This is a genomic window from Cryobacterium sp. TMT2-42-4, assembly GCF_004402645.1.
Taxonomy (GTDB): domain Bacteria; phylum Actinomycetota; class Actinomycetes; order Actinomycetales; family Microbacteriaceae; genus Cryobacterium; species Cryobacterium sandaracinum.
Map to the genome: position 1 here is coordinate 78,844 of NZ_SOFT01000041.1, position 18,221 is coordinate 97,064.

Here is an 18,221-nt window from a genome sequence, read left to right on the forward strand (position 1 = left end):
GTGCCGTGCCGCCAACGAATTCGACGGCGGGAGCCAAGCGGGGCGCGAGCGGGGAATCGGTGCTGTTAGTTGCCGGTCCAGGTCTCCACGAGGAAGATCTCGACGGCGATTTCCTTGCCGGTGGGCGTCACGTACGACGTTGTCGCTCCGACGGCCAGGCCGATGATCGCGGTGCCGAGCGGGCTCTGCTCGCTGAAGACGTCGAGGTCGCTGTCCCCGGCGATCTCGCGGCTGCCGATCAGGAAGCGGGTCTCATCGCCGGCGATCGTGGCCGTGATCACGGTTCCCGGCTCGACGACGCCCCGGCTTTCCGGCGCATGGCCGACCTCGGCGTTGCGCAGCAGCAGGACGAGGGTGCGGATGCGGGCCTCCATCTTCCCCTGCTCATCCTTGGCCGCGTGGTAGCCCGAGTTCTCCTTGAGGTCGCCCTCCTCGCGAGCCGATTCGATCTTCTTCGCGATCTCGACGCGCCCGACGGTGCTGAGCGTGTCCAGCTCCGCGGCGAGGCGGTCGTGGGCCTCCTGCGTCAGCCAGGTGACCGTGATTTCGGTAGTCATGGGTGGAATCTCCTCATGCTTGTTCGTGCTCGTTCGATGCCCGTGCGGGTGAACCCGCAGATATACAACGGACGCCCCGACGATCACGTCAGGGCGAAGCCATCAGTCTAGGTCAGCCAGCAGCGGTAAATCAATCCGGTGTTGCTCTGCTCGGTGGTGCGCACATCCGTCGTCGTCGACCGCGAATACACGGTGCTCGCGGGCAGGTCGACGACTTTCCAGCCAACCACCGTGAAACTCTCGTTGAGCGCCTGAACGGCGCAGCTGGCGGTGCGGCCGACCGGGATGGACGCCTCGAACGTGACGCTCACAGTGTTCTCGTCGATGATGCTGTGACGGATGTCCCGGGTCTCGATCAAAGGCTCCGACGCCCCCAGTCCCACCCAGACCACGAAGCCCAGGAGGATTGCCGCGAGGGAGCCGGCTGAGACGAACAGAACGCGACGGTCTCTCGTGCCCCGGTTCGGGGCGCGCCCGTACCGGGTGTCGAGGTTGCTGCTCAGGGCCACTCAGACTCCACACTCACGGATCAACGATTAGTCTTAGTACCAAGGATATCTGGCATTTCTGAGGAGTTTCATGACGCTGCGACTCTTGGCGGTGCACGCCCATCCCGACGACGAGTCGAGCAAGGGCGCTGCGACCTATGCCCACTACCGGAGTCTCGGCGCAGAAGTGATGATCCTGAGCTGCACGGGCGGCGAGCGGGGGAGCATCCTGAATGAGGCCCTGCTCGGCCATCCGCTGGCCGAGCGCGACCTGCCGGGACTGCGCCGTCTGGAAATGGCCGAGGCCCAGCGGGCCCTCGGCGTGCAGCACCGCTGGCTCGGCTACGAGGACTCCGGCATGAACGAAGACGGTTCGGTGCCCCCGAACTCGTTCGCGGACATCCCGGTGGCGATCTCCGCCGAACCGGTCGTCCGGCTGATCCGCGAATTTCGACCGCAGGTCCTGGTGACCTACGACGAGAAGGGCGGCTACCCGCATCCCGATCACATCCGCTGCCACGACGTGTCGATGGAGGCCTACCGTGCCGCCGCCGACGCGACCCGGTACCCGGATGCCGGTGAGCCCTGGCAGGTCGACAAGCTCTATTACGATCGGATTTTCAACCTCGAACGCGTCGACGCCATGTTCCTGGAACTGAGCGTCACGGAGCCGGACTCGCCCCTGCTGGAGCCGCTCGGGGCGGCCAGGGAGTGGATGAAAGACTACCCGAAGCTGGCCACGACCCATGTGCCCGTCGGGGACTTCCTCGAGGTGCGGGACGCGGCGCTTCGCGCCCACGCGAGTCAGGTTGCCCCCACCAGCAGTTTCTTCTTCTGGCCGAACGACCTCATCCGCGAGGCGTGGCCCTATGAAGACTTCCAGCTCGTCGAATCGAAAGTGGACACCGTGATACCTGAATCCGACCTCTTCACCGGAATCCGGGACGACTCGTGAGCGCCCTGATCCTGGCTCCGCTCGTGAGCATCGTCCTGGCCGCGACCCCATCGCCGGAGTTTGACCCGAACACGGTGACGCCGGGCCCGGAGGGCTTTGTGGCGATTGCTCTGGTCGCCGTGGGAGCGGTGCTGCTGGCGATGGACATGGCCCGCCGAGTGCGCCGCAACACCTACCGCGCCGAGATTCAGGAACGTCTGCAGGCGGAGATGGCCGCACAGAAGGCCGCAGAGGCCGGAATCGCTGACGAAGACTAGCGAACTACGGGTGGATCGGGTTCGTCGCGATGATCATGATCGCCGCCCAGTGGCAGAGGAAGGCCACCACGGTCAGGGTATGGAAGATCTCGTGGAAGCCGAATACGCCCGGCAGCGGGTTCGGCCGCTTCATGCCGTAGATGACGGCGCCGACCGAGTAGCAGAGCCCGCCGATCATGATCAGTGTCATCATCGCTGCGTTGGCCTGGAAGAAGTCCACGATGAACATCAGCGCTCCCCAGCCGAGTGCCAGGTACAGCGGAACGTAGAGCCAACGCGGGGCGTGGATCCAGAACACCCGGAAGGCGATTCCGAGGATGGCGCCGCCCCAAACGAGCGACAGAAGCAGCGTGGACTTGGCGGGCGGCAGGGCCAGCACGGCGATGGGCGTGTAGGAGCCCGCGATCAGGAGGAAGATGTTGGCGTGGTCGATCCGTTTGAGGATGACTTTCGTGCGCGGACTCCAGTCGAACCGGTGGTACAGCGCCGAATTGCCGAACAGCAGCATCGAGCTGAGCACGAACACGAGCGAACTCCACCGGGCCGCGCCGCCCTCGGCCGACAAAAGCAGCACGATGCCGGCCACGATCGTGACCGGGAACGTGCCGGCGTGGATCCATCCCCGCCAGGTGGGCTTGACGTCCATTTGCAGGGGCAGGTCGTCCTCGAACAACGGCAGGTTGGGGATGTCATCCGCTGAGGCCATGCTGCAAGAATACGTCAGTGTGCATGCCGCGCGCGGTACGCGACCCTCCCGAGTGGGCTAGCGTAACTGTGTGCAGAAACGGGAAGTTCCTTGGGCGCGCGGCATTCTCTACGGGGTCTATCAGCGTCGACTTCGTCGCGGGCTGACTCCGGATGTGCTTCCGAACCACGTCGCCATGATCATCGACGGCAACCGGCGCTGGGCCAAACAGCTCGGGTTCGACTCCGCCGCCCACGGGCATCGGGCCGGCGCCGCCAAGATGCGGGAGTTCCTCAAGTGGTGTGACGACCTGGGCATCTCCGTCGTCACGCTTTACCTGTTGTCGTCCGACAACCTCACCAACCGGCCCAGCGAAGAACTCGCGGAGCTGACGAAGATCATCGCCAAGCTCGCGGAGGAGCTGTCCCGGTACCGCGACTGGCGGGTGCAGCAGGTCGGCTCGAAGACCGGACTGCCCGAGCCGCTGGTGGCCGCACTGAACGCCGCGGAAGCGCGCACGGCCCGCAAGAAGGGGCTGCACATCAACCTTGCCGTCGGCTACGGCGGGCGCACCGAGATCACCGACGCCATGCGGAGCATCGTGGGAGCGCACCTTGCCAGCGGCGGCGTGCTCGAAGACCTTGCGGAGACGCTGACCCCGGATCTGATCGGGGCGCACCTGTACACGGGCGGCCAGCCCGATCCGGACCTGGTCATCCGCACGTCGGGGGAGCAGCGCATCAGCGATTTCATGCTCTGGCAGAGCGCACACAGCGAGTTTTACTTCGTCGAGGCACTCGGGCCTGACCTCCGCCAGGTCGACTTTTTGCGCGCCCTGCGCGATTTTGCCCGACGCCAGCGCCGCTTCGGAGGGTAGGGGCACCTCATGACGGATCTCGAACGGTTCCTTGACGGGTTCATCGCGGAACCCGGTTACCTCGACTATGCCCGGATCGGCCCGCTGTCGGCGGGGGTGGTCGCCGAAACCCTCGGCCAGACCGAGGCGCTCTCGCGGGCCCGGTTCGGCAGCCTGGACCACTTCCAGGCCCAGGACGAGCGGCTGCGCACCGCCGTGGCCCGGGCGACCGGATTCCGCGCCGACCAGGTCGTTTCCGAGCCCAACACCACCACCGGTGTCATGCAGGCCATGTTCGGCCTGACGGGGGCGGTGCTGCTGTCGTCGGGCGATTTTCCCACGGTCCCGTTCGCGGCCGTGCGCGCCGCGGAGGCGCTGCGGGTGGTCACCCCACTCTGGCTGGAGACCGACCACGGCCGCGTCACCCCTGGGCAGATCCGGGAGCAGCTCACCCCGGCCACTGCCGCAGTGGCGGTCTGCCTCGTCGATTCTCGCACCGGCCATCGCGTGGATCTCGAGGGCATCCGTCAAGTGATCGGCGACCGTTTGCTCATCGTCGACGCCATCCAGGGTTTCGGCGCAGTGGATGTCCCCTACGAGGTGGCAGACGTCGTCGCGTCGGGCGGGCAGAAATGGTCCAGGGCCGGCTGGGGCACCGGGTTCCTGGCTCTCAGCGACCGTGCGGTGGAACGCCTGGTCCCCGTGTTCTCCGGTTTCGCCGGCACCGACGTCCCCGAGCCGTGGGACGCAGTGTTGCCGCCGAGCCGCAGCGCAAACGCATTCCGGGTGAGCAATGGAGACGCCATCGCCCAGGCCCGGTTCGCGGCCGCCCTCGAGGAGGTGGCCGAGGTCGGTATCCGTGCCATAGAAAACGCGATCGCGGTGAACGTGTCGCTTCTGATCGATCTGGCGGACGAGTTCGCCGTGCCCGTGGTTTCCTCCCGGGACGACCGGGAGCGGGCCGGTATCCTGGTGCTCGAGCCGCCGGCGAGCCAGCTCACGCTGCTGAGCATCGCGCTGCACAACCACGGGGTGACGGCGACGACCCGCGACGGCACCGTGCGGCTGAGCACCCATGCGGCGCTCAGCCCGGACACGGTTGACATGCTGCGCGGGGCGTTCACCTCTTATGCGACCGCCGTGACCTACTGACGACGGCTCGGTGAACGTTGTTTCGAATGGGCGTGTCGCTCTTCCCCTGGAGCGTGCGGGTAAGTAGCGTCATGCCTATCAGGTATGGCGCCTGATCGAGTCGGCCACATAAGTACGGCTCGAGAACCCTGTGGCCGCTCGCCAACACAATCTGTGCCTCACGGGGCACGGGGTGGGAGTGGTTGTGACCGCTAATCAGATCGATAACAAGGGTTCTAAGCAGGGCGCGTCGGCGACGGGGCAGACCGAATGCACGTACGTTCTTGACACCTCGGTTCTGCTCTCCGATCCCAAAGCGATTTTCCGTTTCGCGGAGCACGCCGTCGTGCTCCCCGTCGTGGTGATTGCGGAGCTCGAGGCCAAGCGCAACGACCCGGAGATCGGCTACTTCGCCCGCCAGTCACTGCGGCTCCTCGACGAACTGCGGGTGAAGCACGAACGGTTGGACTTCCCGATCCCGGTCGGTGACGGCGGCAGCCTCCGCGTGGAGCTCAACCACTCGAACATGTCGGTACTGCCGTCCGGACTGCAACTCGGTGACAACGACTCCCGCATCCTCGCCGTGGCCCTGAATCTCGCCCACGACGGTTTGAACGTGACCGTCGTGTCCAAGGACCTGCCCCTGCGGGTCAAGGCGGCCTCGCTCGGCCTCACCGCAGAGGAGTACCGTCACGAACTTGCCGTGGACTCCGGCTGGACCGGCATCGACGAGATCACCCTGGGCTCGAACCTGATCGACGAGCTTTACGACAAGGAGGTCGTGCACACCCGTCTCGTGCAGGACATGCCCGTGAACACGGGCCTGGTCATCCACTCCGACCGCGGTTCGGCGCTGGGCCGGGTGACCGGCAACGGTGCGATGAAGCTCGTGCGCGGTGACCGGGACGTCTTCGGGCTGAAAGGACGCTCGGCGGAACAGCGGCTCGCCATCGACCTGCTGCTCGACCCGGAGATCGGCATCCTGTCACTGGGAGGTCGGGCCGGAACGGGGAAGTCGGCGCTCGCCCTCTGCGCCGGGCTCGAGGCCGTGCTGGAACGCCAGCAGCACCGCAAGATCATGGTCTTCCGGCCGCTTTACGCGGTCGGCGGCCAGGAGCTGGGGTACCTGCCCGGTGACGCCGCCGAGAAGATGAGCCCGTGGGCCCAGGCGGTCTTCGACACACTCGGGGCCATCGTCTCCGAGAACGTGCTGGAGGAGGTCATCGAGCGCGGCATCCTCGAAGTCCTGCCGCTGACGCACATCCGCGGCCGGTCCCTGCACGACGCCTTCGTGATCGTCGATGAGGCTCAGTCGCTCGAACGCAACGTGCTACTCACGGTGCTCAGCCGGATCGGGCAGAACTCGCGGGTGGTCCTCACCCACGATGTGGCGCAGCGGGACAACCTGCGGGTCGGCCGCTTCGACGGGGTGGCGTCGGTGATCGAGACGCTCAAGGGACATCCGCTCTTCGCCCACATGACGCTCACCCGCTCGGAGCGGAGCGCGATCGCCGCCCTCGTGACCGAGATGCTCGAAGGCAACGAGGTGCGCTAGCTGTTCTTCCGACGGAGATTTTGCCCCAGAAGCCGCTTTCAGCACGAAAACAGGCTTCTGGGAGCAAAATCTCCGTCGAATGGGTGAGCGCTGAACGGACAACGAGCTGCGCAAGTGAGAAAGCGCGGGGCTACCTCGCCTGAGGCGGGCGGGTCATGCTCAGCACGTCGAGGGCGGTGTCGAGCAATTCGAGGGTGACCTCGCCGCGCTCAACGAAACCGAGCGCGATGACGGACTCGCGCACGGTCACCCCTTCGGCCACCGAGTACTTGGCCACCTTGGCCGCGGCCTCGTAGCCGATGACCCGGTTCAGAGGAGTGACGATCGCAGGGGAGGATTCGGCCAGCGCGCGCGCGCGCTCGACGTTCGCCGTAAGGCCGTCGACGGTCTTGTCGGCGAGCACGCGGGCCGCGTTCGAGAGCAGGCGGATCGACTCGAGCAGGGCGGTGCCCATCACCGGGATCGCGACGTTGAGCTCGAACGAGCCCGACGCGCCCGACCAGGCGATGGTGGCGTCGTTGCCGATCACGCGGGAGCAGACCATCAGCACGGCCTCGGGGATCACCGGGTTCACCTTGCCCGGCATGATCGAGGAGCCCGGCTGCAGGTCGGGGATGTTCAGCTCGCCGAAGCCCGTGTTGGGGCCCGAGCCCATCCAGCGCAGGTCGTTGCAGATCTTGGTGAGGCTCACCGCGATGGTGCGAAGGGCGCCGGATGCGTCCACCAGGCCGTCCCGGTTGGCCTGCGCCTCGAAGTGGTCGCGTGCCTCGGTGACCGGCAGCTCGGTCTCCTCGACGAGTAGCTCGATCACAAGTTGCGGGAATCCGGCGGGCGTGTTGATGCCGGTGCCGACCGCAGTGCCGCCGAGGGGGACCTCCGCGACGCGGGGAAGCGCGGTGCGCACGCGCTCGATGCCCAGGCGCATCTGTCGCGCATATCCGCCGAACTCCTGGCCGAGGGTGACCGGGGTGGCATCCATCAGGTGGGTGCGGCCGGCCTTGACCGCGCCGGCCCACAGCTCGGCCTTGGCCTCGAAGGCCACGGCCAGGTGGTCGAGTGCGGGGACGAGCTCGTCGATGAGCGCGCTCGTCACGGCGAGGTGCACGGATGTCGGGAACACGTCGTTGGAGGACTGAGACGCATTCACGTGGTCGTTCGGGTGCACCGGGCGCCCGAGGCTGCGGGTCGCCAGGGTCGCGAGGACCTCGTTCATGTTCATGTTCGAGGAGGTGCCGCTGCCGGTCTGGTAGACGTCGATCGGGAACTCGGAGTCGTAGCGACCGGTGGAGACCTCGTCGGCGGCGGCGGCGATCGCGTTGGCGATGTCGACGTCGAGTACCCCTAGTTTCGCGTTCGCCAGGGCGGCGGACTTTTTGATACGCGCCAGGGCGGCGATCTGGGCGGGCTCCAGCACCGAGCCGGAGATCGGGAAATTCTCGACGGCCCGCTGCGTCTGCGCCCCGTAGAGGGCGGCGACCGGAACCCGGACCTCGCCCATGGTGTCGTGTTCGATCCGGTACTCGGCTTCAGCGGTCTTGTCCACCACGGTGTGTATTACCTTTCGGTTGGGAATCTTTTCGGTATGGGAACGCGCGGCGACGGCCTGGGCGGCTCGCCGCGGGCGGGCTGCTCGGCTAAACCACGCCGACAACGATGTCGGGCACGGCACGGCCTGCGAGCAGCCGGTAGTTCGCCCCGACGATAGCCAATGTACCTTCTGCCACGGCCGCGCTGATCATCTCCGAGCGCTCGAGCAGTTCGGACACCGTGTCGCGAAGGTGTTCGCGGCCGACGGCGAGGGCGTCGACCAGCTCGGGATCGATCGGCGTCGCATCCTTGGACCCCGCCACCCGGCGGACGGCCGGCACGATCTTCTCGATGATCCGGCTGATGTGCGCGGGCAGTGGTTGCGCGTCGGCGGCCTGGGAATCGATGGCGGCGCGCACGGCCCCGCAGCCGTCGTGGCCGAGCACCAGGATGAGCGGCACACGCAGCACGGCGACCGCGTATTCGAGCGAGCCGAGCACCGAATCGGAGATGACCTGACCGGCATTGCGCACGACGAACAGGTCGCCGAGGCCCTTGTCGAAGATGATCTCGGCGGCCAGCCGCGAGTCGCTGCAGCCGAACAGGGCCGCGTCGGGGGTCTGTACGAAGGCGAGCTCGGCTCGGCGGTCCACATCCTGGCGCGGATGCCGCGGCTCGCCGCTCACGAAGCGGTCGTTTCCGCGCTGCAGGTCGGTCCAGACGTCTGCCGGTGTTGCTGCCTCGCCCATTACTGTCCCTCGGTGCTGTTGGAACTGATCTGTTCGGCCAGCACTGCGGCCAGAACGGCGAGTTCCTCGTCGTCGGCGGTACCGACGAGGAGGTAGGTACTGTCGCCGGCCCTGGTCACCAGAGCGGATTCGAAATTGCCGCGGTCATCTTCCGGTGCGGTGTTGCGGTAGACGTCCCAGGTGACGCCGGCGATCATGACGGTGCCGGCGACCGGAGCATCCTGCAGCTCGTCGGCGAGCCAGCTCGGGTTGGCGCCGAGCGCCTGGGTGAGGCCGATGAACTCGGTCTTGGCCGTGATCAGGCCGATGTACCAGGACGGGATCTTGTCGCTTCCGCCCAGGCGCCACTGCGCCGCGTTGGCCGTCCACCCACTCGGCAACTCCGGAACCAGCAGGGGATCGCTGAGGCCGGGTTGCACCTGCGCGGCAACGGATTGGAAATCGACGTCGCGGTTTTGCGGGGCGTCGCTACGCGGCACCAGCAGCACGAGCACCAGGACTGTGCCCAGTGTGGCCAGCAGGGACAGGATCAGATTGTTCACGGTCTTGTGGGAGCGGTACTTGCGGGAGTTCTCGGCCAGTCGGGTGCGGGTTTCATCCGGCGTCTCCGGGCGCCCCAGCTCTGCGACGATTCGGGGCGCGCGCTTGGCGGGGCTCATCCGGCTGTCGCGGCGGAGTCGACCTGGCCTGCCCGGGCGGCATCCAGTCTGGCTTTCGCGCCGATCAGCCACTCTTCGCAGCGGCGGGCGAGAGCCTCACCTCGTTCCCACAGTGCGAGCGATTCCTCCAGCGACGAGGCACCCTGCTCGAGGGCGTTCACCACGCGCACGAGCTCATCCCGGGCCTGCTCGTAGCTCAGTGCATTGATTTCGTCTGGTGCCGAGGTCATGGTGTCCATTCTAATTTCACATTCGACGGTGTCGGGTCCGAGGTTGCCGCGTTCGCGGTGGCCGCCAGAGCGCCCTCGGCGAGCGTGATCAGGAGTTTCGTCTGCGACGGTGCCTGCCCGGGCGAGCGCACCACCTGGCCGCCCTGCAACTGCACGATCGAGTAGCCGCGGTCGAGGGTGCCCTGGGGGGAGAGGGCGCGCAACTGGGAACGCAGGTCGACGATCACCGCTCCGGCCCGCTCGACCGCCCGGTCGACCAGCTCGGCGCCACGGGCGACGTAGCGGGTGAGGTCCTCGGACCGGGAATCGATGATCCACTCGGGGGTGCTCAGCACCGGGCGTGAGCGAAGCTGGCCGATCCGGTCGACCTCGTGCGCGAGGATGCCGGTCAGCCGGTTGCTGAGGCGGGCCCGGGCTTGCTGTACCCGGTTGAGTTCGTCGGAGACGTCCGGCACGACGCGTTTGGCGGCATCCGTCGGCGTCGACGCGCGCAGGTCGGCCACGTCGTCGAGCAGCGGCCGGTCTGCCTCGTGGCCGATCGCGCTGACCAGCGGGGTCGTGCAGGCCGCCGCAGCCCGGATCAGCGTCTCGTCGCTGAAGCCGAGCAGGTTCTGGAAGTCGCCGCCGCCGCGGGCGACTATGATCACGTCGACCTCCGGGTCGTCGTCCAGCCGCTGGATGGCCGCGGTCACCTCGGACACCATGCGGTCACCCTGCACGGCGGCGTAGGCCAGGTTGAAAGTGACGGCCGGCCAGCGCAGCTGGGCGTTGCGGATGACGTCTTTCTCAGCGTCGGAGTCTTTGCCGGTGACCAGGCCGATGCAATGGGGGAGGAAGGGCAGCGGCTTCTTGCGGGACGCATCGAAAAGACCCTCGCCGGCCAGCCGATTGCGCAGCCGTTCGAGCCGTTCCAGCATGTCGCCGAGGCCCACGTGGCGCATCTCGAGCATCTGCATGGTGAGAGTGCCGCCCTTGACCCAGTAGTTGGGTTTGACGAGGGCGATGACCCGGTCGCCCTGCTTGAAGTCGCTGGTCAGCTTCGCGCGCACCGATGACCAGATCGTGAAGCTGACCGTGGCGTCTTCGGTGAGGTCCTTGAGCTTGCCGTAGACGTTGCCGCCGCTGGCGCCCCACTGGGTGATCTCACCCTCGACCCAGGCCGTGCCGAGGCGCTCGATGTAGCCGCGGATCTTGTTGGCCAGCAGCCCGACCGGCCAGGGGGTCTCGAGGGTGGGTGGTGTGTCCGTCATCAATCGTTCCTCCCACGGACTGCACAGTCGGCCCCCCATAAGATGAGGAGGTGACTATCAGTACGGATTCGCCTGTGATCGGCCTTGGCATGCCACGGCTTCCCCGCGCACGCAACAGGCTCAAGGATACCCCGGTGCTCGGGCACAAACGGGTGCTGCTGGCCGCCCCGCGCGGTTACTGCGCCGGCGTGGACCGTGCCGTCATCGCCGTCGAGAAGGCCCTCGAACTGTACGGCTCCCCCGTGTATGTGCGCAAGCAGATCGTGCACAACATCCACGTGGTCTCCGAGCTGGAGAAGAAGGGGGCGATCTTCGTCGAGGAAGTCGACGAGGTGCCCACCGGCTCCCACATCGTTTTCAGCGCCCACGGCGTGTCCCCGGCCGTCGTCACCGCGGCCACGGACCGAGGCCTGCTGGCAATCGACGCCACCTGCCCACTGGTCACGAAGGTGCACCGTGAGGCCGTGCGCTTCGCCCGGGACGACTTCCAGATCCTGCTGATCGGTCACGAAGGCCACGAAGAGGTCGAGGGAACCGCGGGGGAGGCACCCGAGCACACCACGCTCGTCGGGAGCCCTGACGACGCCGACACCATCGAGGTGCGCGACCCCGACAAGGTGGTCTGGCTGTCTCAGACCACGCTGAGCGTGGACGAGACCATGGAAACCGTGCGTCGCCTGCGTGCCCGTTTTCCAAATCTGCAGGATCCCCCCAGCGACGACATCTGCTACGCCACCCAAAACCGCCAGGTGGCGATCAAGAAGGTGGCCCGTGATTCGGACCTTGTCATTGTGGTCGGATCGGCGAACTCGTCCAACTCGGTGCGACTGGTCGAGGTGGCCCTGGAGCACGGTGCCCGGGCTGCCTACCGCGTGGACTTCGCCAGCGAGATCCAGCAGGAGTGGCTCGACGGGGTTGTCACCGTGGGCGTGACCAGCGGGGCATCCGTGCCCGACGAACTGGTGCACGAGGTGCTCGCCGATCTGGCCGAGGCCGGCTACGGCGACATCGAAGAGATCAAGACGGCCGAGGAGGACCTGCTGTTCTCACTGCCGAAGGAACTGCGAAAGGATCTGTCCGGCAACGCGGATGCCCGCGGTCTCGGCGGACGGGTCAGCAGCTAGGAGCCGGCCGGCCGCGTTCACCACGAAGGCCCCCGTCGATCAGATCCAGGATCTGACCGACGGGGGCCTTCGTGTACGCCGGATACGGCAGCACGGCGTCGCCTACAACGTGCCGTAGACGTCCATCAGGTTCGGGTCGTTGAGCAGCGTCGGGTCGGTGGCCAAAACCGCGGTGGTGAAGGCGATGAACACGAACGCGGACAGAACCGCACCGATCAGCGGCACAAAGAACGCGCGCTTGCCTCGGACCAGCAACAGGATCACGCCTGCCGCTGTGGCCAGCCAGACGAGGGACACACCGATGATCCCGGCCGTGACCAGCCCGGCCGCGGAGGGATCCGGCTCATACGCGGCGAGATCCAGCTGGGTATGGAGCAGTTGAATGGACTCGGTGATCATCGTGAGCATGCTGACCGCGAAGAACGTGGACAGGAGCCCGAGGACGAGCAGGCTCAGAGTCACCGGCCGGTCCCAGGCCGGCGCGGTTCCGGCCGGGCGCACAGCCCGCTCGGGGGCCGCGGCCGGCCCCGCAGCCGGCGGTGTGGCGAGCGTGCGCTCATCCGGGGTAGGAGTCCAGCTCCAACCCTCGGGCGCAAGCTCACCGTACTGGGGACGGGGCCGGGAATCCTCCGGAGGGGTTCCCGAAGGAGTCGACGAAGAATTCTCGGCCATCGTCATCCGGTGCTAGCTGTTCGAGTGGCCGGCGGAGCCGAGCTGGCGGGTGGCGTCAGCGACGCGAGCGGCCATGGCCGTCTCGGCAACCTTGCCCCAGGCGCGCGGGTCGTAGACCTTCTTGTTGCCGACTTCGCCGTCAATCTTGAGCACGCTGTCATAGTTGCTCAGCATGTAGCCGGCGACCGCGCGGGTGAACGCGTACTGGGTGTCGGTGTCGATGTTCATTTTGACGACACCGTTCGCGACGGCCTCGGCGATCTCGGCGTCGGTCGAGCCTGACCCACCGTGGAAGACCAGGTCGAGCGGCTTCGGGCCGGTACCCAGCTTGGCGGCGACGCCGTCCTGGATCTCCTTGAGGAGCTCCGGGCGCAGCTTGACGTTGCCGGGCTTGTATACGCCGTGCACGTTGCCGAAGGTGAGGGCAGCCATGTAGCGGCCGTTCTCGCCCATGCCGAGGGAATCGATCATCGAGAGCGCGTCGTCGAGAGTCGTGTACAGATTCTCGTTGATGTCGCCCTCAACGCCGTCTTCTTCGCCGCCGACGGCGCCGATCTCGACCTCGAGGATGGCGTTGATCGCCTGGGTGCGCTTCAGGATGTCCTTGGCGATGTCCAGGTTCTCTGCCAGCGGGATGGCGGAGCCGTCCCACATGTGCGACTGGAAGATCGGGTTGCGGCCGGCCTTCACCTCGTCTTCGGAAGCGGCGATGAGCGGGAGGACGAAGTCCTCCAGCGCACCCTTGGGGCAGTGGTCCGTGTGGAGTGCAACGGTAATGGGGTAATTGTCGGCGACGGACTGTACGAAGCGCGCCATCGCGAGCGCACCGGAGGCGCGGTTCTTGACCGTGTGGCCGGCGAAGTAATCTGCGCCACCGGTGGTGACCTGGATGATGCCGTCAGAGCCGGCTTCGGTCAGGCCCTGAAGGACGGCATTAATGCTTTGAGAAGACGAAACGTTGAACGCCGGGTAGGCGAACCCCTTCGTCTTGGCCTTGTTGAGCATCTCGGCATACTGGTCTGGGGTTGCGATGGGCATTGTTGAGTCTCCTCGATTGAACCGTTTCGGTCTTCTCATCCTACCGAGGTGGGTCTCCGGCCGTGCCAGCGAGCGCACACCCCCCGCGACGAAGAGCGGGCGCTAGGCTGAACGAGGCAGCACCGACACCGGTGCCGGCCCAATGATGGGTCTTGCCACTGCCGCACTCTTCGTCCGGGAAGGACCATCTGTGAACAGCCCCGAAGTCGCCCCCAATTTCATGCACCCCGACCGCAACCTTGCGATGGAATTGGTGCGGGCCACCGAGGCCGCAGCGATTCGTGCGGTCCCGTTCATCGGCCGCGGCGACAAGAATGCCGCAGACAAGGCAGCCGTCGACGCCATGCGCGTCTTCCTCGGCACCGTGAACTTCGACGGACTCATCGTCATCGGCGAGGGTGAGAAAGACGAAGCCCCGATGCTCTTCAACGGTGAGCGCGTCGGCAACGGAACCGGACCCGCCTGCGACATCGCGGTCGACCCGATCGACGGCACCAGCCTCACCGCCGCCGGACGCCAGAATGCCCTCTCCGTGATCGCGGTCTCCTCCCGGGGCACCATGCTCGACGCGTCATCCGTGTTCTACATGGACAAGATCGTCACGGGCGCCGCCGGGCGCGGAGTCGTCAGCCTCGACGCCCCGATCGGCGACAACATCCGTGAGCTGTCGAAAGCGACGGGCAAGCCGGTCGGCGAAATGGTCCTCGCCGTGCTCGACCGTCCCCGCCACGCCGAACTTATCGACGCCATCCGCAGCGCCGGAGCGGGCACGCGGCTGATGAGCGACGGCGACGTCGCCGGCGGCATCAACGCGGCCCGCTGGGAAACGCGCATCGACATGTGCGTCGGTACGGGTGGCAGCCCCGAAGGCATCACCACGGCCTGCGCGCTCAAGGCCATCGGCGGTTACATGCAGGGACGCCTGGCACCGAAGGACGACGCCGAGCGTGCGGGCGCCGTCGCGGCCGGTCTCGACGTCGACAAGCTGCTGGAGCTGGACGACATGGTCAGCGGCGACAACACCTTCTTCGTCGCCACGGGCGTGACGGATGGCGGACTCGTCGATGGCGTGCGCCGCCAGGGCCCGATCATCCGCACCGAGAGCATCGTGCTGCGGTCGAAGTCCGGCACCACGCGTCGGGTGATCGCCGAGCACCTCGCCTCGAAGTGGCTCTAGGCGCTCGGCTTTAGCTGCCCGCACGGCCGAAAATCGCCGTTCGGACGGCGATTCTCGGAGTCAGTCAGTCAGTCAGTGCGGCGGCATCGAGTGCGGCGGCATCGAGTGCGGCGGCATCGAGTGCGGCGCTTTCGAGTACCGCGCTTTCGAGTACCGCGGCCTCCAGTTCCGACACGAACTCCCAGGCGGCCAGTTCGCGCGGGGTGTCCTCGATGCCCGCCAGCGGCGCCAGCACCTTTGACTCATCGAGGGCGTTGAGCTTGCGTGCGGTGGGCAGTACCTGGCGTTCCATCGAGCCGACGAAGCCGTTGTAGTCCTTCACCGTGCGCTCGATCGACCGGCCCAGTTTTTCGATGTGCGTGGCCGTGGTGGCCAGACGGCCGTATAACTCCCGACTGAGGTCGAACAAGACTTTTGCGTCATGCGTGAGTACGTCCTGCTGCCAGGTGAAGGCCACCGTCTTGAGCACCGACCACAGGGTCACCGGGGAGGCGAGGGCCACCCGTTTCGAGAACGCGAATTCCATGATCGAGGGGTCGGCCTCCAACGCCGAGGAGACCAGGGACTCGCTCGGGATGAAGGCGATCACGATCTCCGGGGAGGCCTCCAAGCCCTGCCAGTAGGCCTTGCTGCCGAGAGCGGTGATGTGGTCGCGCACGGCCTTGACGTGCGCCTTCATGTAGACGGCCCGCTGGGCTCCCAGGGCGCCGGTAGCGGTGACTGGGATCTGGCTGGCTTCGAGGAACGCCGTGAACGGCACCTTCGCGTCGACGGCGATGTTCTTGCCGCCGGGCAGGTGCACGACCATGTCGGGGCGGCCGGCGCCGGCGTCGGAGGTGATGCTCGACTGCACGTCGAAGTCGACCCGCTCGATCAGGCCGGCGGCCTCGACCACGCTGCGCAGCTGGGTTTCGCCCCAGACCCCGCGCGTGTTGTTGGCGCGCAGGGCCGACGCGAGCGACTCGGCAGTGCTCCGTAGGCGCTCCTCCGACTCGGTCGCCGACCGCAGCTGCTGGCTGAGCTCGCCGTGTTGCAGGCTGCGCTGGGCCTCGAGCTCGGCGACCTTCTGCTGCATGTCCTGCAGGCTCTCCTTGACCGGGGCGAGTGCCTGGAGCACCTTGCTTTCCTGCTTCTGCTGCTCGGTGCGCGCGTCCTGGTCGTCGCGCTGGCGGTCGCTCAGTTCGCGGTATTGCCGCCCCGCGTCGACGACCTGCCCGCGCAGGGCGTCGGCGGTGGCCTGAACTGAGGCCAGCTCTTCGCGCAGGATGGATTGCATGCCGGCCTCCCGGGCATGCACCTCGGCCAGGGCCACCTGGTGCCTGGCCTCGACGACGAGAGGATCGGTGCCGGACGAGCCTCCGTTGCGGCGCTCGGCGGAACGCGCCGTGAGGACCACCGTGAGCAGGGTGCCGAGCAGGGCGCCGACGACAAGGCCGAGAAGAAGACTGAACCAGGAATCCATGGTTCTACTCTGCCAGTGGCCACCGACATTGCCCGAAGCGGTGCCTCAAGGATGCCTAGTTCAGCGCCATCGGGCCGTGCGTGGCGGACTTCTCCTTCGTGGCGACCGGCCCGATGGCGCCGATCTTCACGCCGGTGATCTGCGCCAGCTCCTCGAGAGTGCCGGCCCCGTGCCGGTCGGCGGCGTGGATCATGATGGCCGCGCAAGCCTCCGCGTCGGCCAGGGCGTCGTGGTGGGCGAAACCCTCGAAGCCCGCGGCCATCGCGGCCACCGGAAGCCGGTAGGACTCGAGGTGGTAGGTGCGGCGGGCCACCTGGAGGCTGCAGACGTAGTTGAAGTCGGGCACGACCAGCCCGGCGACAGTGGAGGACGTCTTGATGACCCCCAGGTCGAACCCGGCGTTGTGCGCCACGAGGTGGTCGTCGCCGGCGAAGGCGACCAGATCGGGAAGCTGCTGCGCCCAGGTGGCCGCACCGGCGACATCCGTCGGCCGGATGCCGTGGATTTTGATGTTCCAGGCCAGGAAGACGTCGTGCCCGACGGCCGGCTTGATGAACCAGGCGACACTGTCGACGACCTTGCCGTCACGGACCTTCACCAGCCCGACCGAGCACGCCGAAGCGCTGGAGGAGTTGGCGGTCTCGAAGTCGATGGCGGTGAAGTTGACTGGCACCGCTTCATCCTGTCACGGGCCGCCGACAGCGCGTCGCCTCTGTGCCGACCGGCCCCGGGTCGCAGACGGTACGATTGACTCTCGTGGCTCTTACTATTGCAATCGTCGGACTGCCCAATGTTGGCAAGTCCACCCTCTTCAACGCGTTGACCAAGAACAACGTGCTCGCGGCGAACTACCCGTTCGCCACCATCGAGCCCAACGTCGGCATCGTCAACCTGCCCGACCACCGCCTGGCCAAGCTGGCGGCGGTCTTCGGTAGCGAGCGTCTGCTGCCTGCCCCGGTGTCGTTCGTCGACATCGCCGGCATCGTGCGCGGCGCCAGCGAGGGGGAGGGGCTCGGCAACAAGTTCCTCGCCAACATTCGGGAGGCAGACGCCATCGCTCAGGTCATCCGCGGTTTCGCCGACCCCGACGTGGTGCACGTCGATGGCGCCGTCGACCCGGCCGGCGACATGGAGACGATCAACACCGAACTCATCCTCGCCGACCTGCAGACCCTCGAGAAGGCGGTCTCCCGCTTCGAGAAAGAGGTCAAGGGGCGCAAGCTTCCCGCCATCGTGCTGGAGACCGCGCTTAAGGCGCAGGCCATCCTCGACGCCGGAGCGCCGCTGTCATCGGCCACGCTCGACATCGAGCCCATCCGGGAGCTGGGCCTGCTGACGGCCAAGCCGTTCATCTACGTGTTCAACGTCGACGAGGCGGTGCTGCAGGATGCCGGGAAGCTCGCTGTTCTGGCCGCGCTGGTGGCCCCGGCCAACGCCGTGTTCCTCGACGCGAAGCTCGAATCCGAGCTCAGTGAACTCGACGCCGAGGACGCTGCCGAGATGCTGGCGTCCACCGGCCAGGCCGAGAGCGGGCTCGACCAGCTCGCCCGCATCGGCTTCGACACCCTCGGCCTGCAGACCTACCTCACGGCCGGGCCCAAGGAAACACGCGCCTGGACCATCCACAAGGGCTGGACCGCTCCGCAGGCCGCCGGCGTCATTCACACCGACTTTCAAAAGGGCTTCATCAAGGCGGAGATCTTCTCCTTCGACGATCTGATGGAGGCCGGTTCCGTGGCGGAGGCCCGCTCCAAGGGCAAGGCCCGCATCGAGGGCAAGGAATACATCATGCAGGACGGCGACGTGGTGGAGTTCCGTTTCAACGTCTAGTTCAAGTGGATCCAGGGCT

Annotated in this window: 20 protein-coding genes; 8 read left to right on the top strand and 12 right to left on the bottom strand. The window is 66.9% G+C overall.

From position 1 onward, the window contains the following. Positions 1 to 65: 65 nt before the first annotated feature. Positions 66 to 557: a transcription elongation factor GreA gene (gene greA / locus E3O18_RS13675; RefSeq protein ID WP_134418339.1), complete on the bottom strand. Its 492-nt coding sequence runs from the start codon at positions 555 to 557 to the stop codon at positions 66 to 68. A gap of 107 nt (positions 558 to 664) precedes the next feature. Next, the gene (locus tag E3O18_RS13680; protein ID WP_134393803.1) at positions 665 to 1,066 is read right to left on the bottom strand and encodes a DUF4307 domain-containing protein; all 402 of its coding nucleotides are present in this window, start codon (positions 1,064 to 1,066) and stop codon (positions 665 to 667) included. A 70-nt stretch (positions 1,067 to 1,136) separates the two neighbouring features. Here E3O18_RS13680 and mca point away from each other — a divergent pair, with 70 nt between their 5' ends. Continuing rightward, a complete protein-coding gene (mca, locus tag E3O18_RS13685; RefSeq protein ID WP_174722033.1) occupies positions 1,137 to 2,000 on the top strand; it encodes a mycothiol conjugate amidase Mca in 864 nt (287 codons plus the stop codon). Further along, positions 1,997 to 2,257: a hypothetical protein gene (locus E3O18_RS13690; RefSeq protein WP_134393802.1), complete on the top strand. Its 261-nt coding sequence runs from the start codon at positions 1,997 to 1,999 to the stop codon at positions 2,255 to 2,257. Before mca ends, E3O18_RS13690 begins: the two co-directional genes overlap by 4 nt. 4 nt (positions 2,258 to 2,261) lie before the next feature. Here E3O18_RS13690 and E3O18_RS13695 read toward each other — a convergent pair whose 3' ends face one another. Continuing rightward, a complete protein-coding gene (locus E3O18_RS13695; RefSeq protein WP_134418340.1) occupies positions 2,262 to 2,963 on the bottom strand; it encodes a hemolysin III family protein in 702 nt (233 codons plus the stop codon). Between the two features lie 70 nt (positions 2,964 to 3,033). Here E3O18_RS13695 and E3O18_RS13700 point away from each other — a divergent pair, with 70 nt between their 5' ends. The 3 genes from E3O18_RS13700 to E3O18_RS13710 all read left to right on the top strand — a co-directional run bounded on the left by E3O18_RS13700 (position 3,034) and on the right by E3O18_RS13710 (position 6,484). Beyond that, positions 3,034 to 3,819 (top strand): isoprenyl transferase, encoded by a 786-nt coding sequence (locus E3O18_RS13700; RefSeq protein WP_134393800.1) that lies wholly within the window; start codon positions 3,034 to 3,036, stop codon positions 3,817 to 3,819. A 9-nt stretch (positions 3,820 to 3,828) separates the two neighbouring features. Next, entirely contained in the window at positions 3,829 to 4,950 is a 1,122-nt protein-coding gene (locus tag E3O18_RS13705; protein ID WP_134393799.1) for an aminotransferase class V-fold PLP-dependent enzyme, read from the top strand. Between the two features lie 199 nt (positions 4,951 to 5,149). Beyond that, positions 5,150 to 6,484, top strand: coding sequence for a PhoH family protein (locus E3O18_RS13710; protein WP_241976484.1), 1,335 nt, complete (start codon positions 5,150 to 5,152; stop codon positions 6,482 to 6,484). Between the two features lie 130 nt (positions 6,485 to 6,614). Here the strand turns inward: E3O18_RS13710 and E3O18_RS13715 are convergent, their stop codons facing one another. The 5 genes from E3O18_RS13715 to xseA all read right to left on the bottom strand — a co-directional run bounded on the left by E3O18_RS13715 (position 6,615) and on the right by xseA (position 10,899). Next, a complete protein-coding gene (locus tag E3O18_RS13715; protein ID WP_134393798.1) occupies positions 6,615 to 8,030 on the bottom strand; it encodes a class II fumarate hydratase in 1,416 nt (471 codons plus the stop codon). Positions 8,031 to 8,118: 88 nt separating this feature from the next. Further along, positions 8,119 to 8,760 (bottom strand): carbonic anhydrase, encoded by a 642-nt coding sequence (locus E3O18_RS13720; protein ID WP_134397760.1) that lies wholly within the window; start codon positions 8,758 to 8,760, stop codon positions 8,119 to 8,121. Beyond that, complete coding sequence (locus E3O18_RS13725; protein WP_134397761.1) at positions 8,760 to 9,419, bottom strand: DUF4245 domain-containing protein; 660 nt, start codon at positions 9,417 to 9,419, stop codon at positions 8,760 to 8,762. The genes E3O18_RS13720 and E3O18_RS13725 overlap by 1 nt, the downstream gene beginning before the upstream one ends. Beyond that, complete coding sequence (locus E3O18_RS13730; RefSeq protein ID WP_347232351.1) at positions 9,416 to 9,649, bottom strand: exodeoxyribonuclease VII small subunit; 234 nt, start codon at positions 9,647 to 9,649, stop codon at positions 9,416 to 9,418. The genes E3O18_RS13725 and E3O18_RS13730 overlap by 4 nt, the downstream gene beginning before the upstream one ends. Beyond that, entirely contained in the window at positions 9,646 to 10,899 is a 1,254-nt protein-coding gene (gene xseA, locus E3O18_RS13735; RefSeq protein WP_134418342.1) for an exodeoxyribonuclease VII large subunit, read from the bottom strand. The genes E3O18_RS13730 and xseA overlap by 4 nt, the downstream gene beginning before the upstream one ends. Before the next feature lie 89 nt (positions 10,900 to 10,988). Between xseA and E3O18_RS13740 the strand changes: the two genes are divergently transcribed. Beyond that, positions 10,989 to 12,023 carry a 4-hydroxy-3-methylbut-2-enyl diphosphate reductase gene (locus E3O18_RS13740; RefSeq protein ID WP_134393858.1) on the top strand — a complete coding sequence of 345 codons (1,035 nt, stop codon included), beginning with the start codon at positions 10,989 to 10,991 and terminating at the stop codon, positions 12,021 to 12,023. A gap of 102 nt (positions 12,024 to 12,125) precedes the next feature. Here E3O18_RS13740 and E3O18_RS13745 read toward each other — a convergent pair whose 3' ends face one another. Together E3O18_RS13745 and fbaA are read right to left on the bottom strand one after the other, a co-directional pair. Next, on the bottom strand, positions 12,126 to 12,695 hold the full coding sequence (locus tag E3O18_RS13745; RefSeq protein WP_134418343.1) for a DUF6264 family protein: 570 nt from the start codon (positions 12,693 to 12,695) through the stop codon (positions 12,126 to 12,128). 12 nt (positions 12,696 to 12,707) lie between these two features. Next, positions 12,708 to 13,733, bottom strand: coding sequence for a class II fructose-bisphosphate aldolase (gene fbaA, locus E3O18_RS13750; protein ID WP_134418344.1), 1,026 nt, complete (start codon positions 13,731 to 13,733; stop codon positions 12,708 to 12,710). Positions 13,734 to 13,953: 220 nt separating this feature from the next. On the opposite strand from fbaA, the gene glpX reads away from it, so the two are divergent. Beyond that, complete coding sequence (gene glpX, locus E3O18_RS13755) at positions 13,954 to 14,910, top strand: class II fructose-bisphosphatase (protein ID WP_233191397.1); 957 nt, start codon at positions 13,954 to 13,956, stop codon at positions 14,908 to 14,910. A gap of 64 nt (positions 14,911 to 14,974) precedes the next feature. Here the strand turns inward: glpX and rmuC are convergent, their stop codons facing one another. Then, positions 14,975 to 16,372, bottom strand: coding sequence for a DNA recombination protein RmuC (rmuC, locus tag E3O18_RS13760; protein WP_134418345.1), 1,398 nt, complete (start codon positions 16,370 to 16,372; stop codon positions 14,975 to 14,977). 55 nt (positions 16,373 to 16,427) lie between these two features. Next, on the bottom strand, positions 16,428 to 17,045 hold the full coding sequence (locus tag E3O18_RS13765; protein ID WP_134418346.1) for an exonuclease domain-containing protein: 618 nt from the start codon (positions 17,043 to 17,045) through the stop codon (positions 16,428 to 16,430). Positions 17,046 to 17,128: 83 nt separating this feature from the next. Between E3O18_RS13765 and ychF the strand changes: the two genes are divergently transcribed. Next, on the top strand, positions 17,129 to 18,202 hold the full coding sequence (ychF, locus tag E3O18_RS13770) for a redox-regulated ATPase YchF (protein ID WP_134393789.1): 1,074 nt from the start codon (positions 17,129 to 17,131) through the stop codon (positions 18,200 to 18,202). Positions 18,203 to 18,221: the final 19 nt, after the last annotated feature.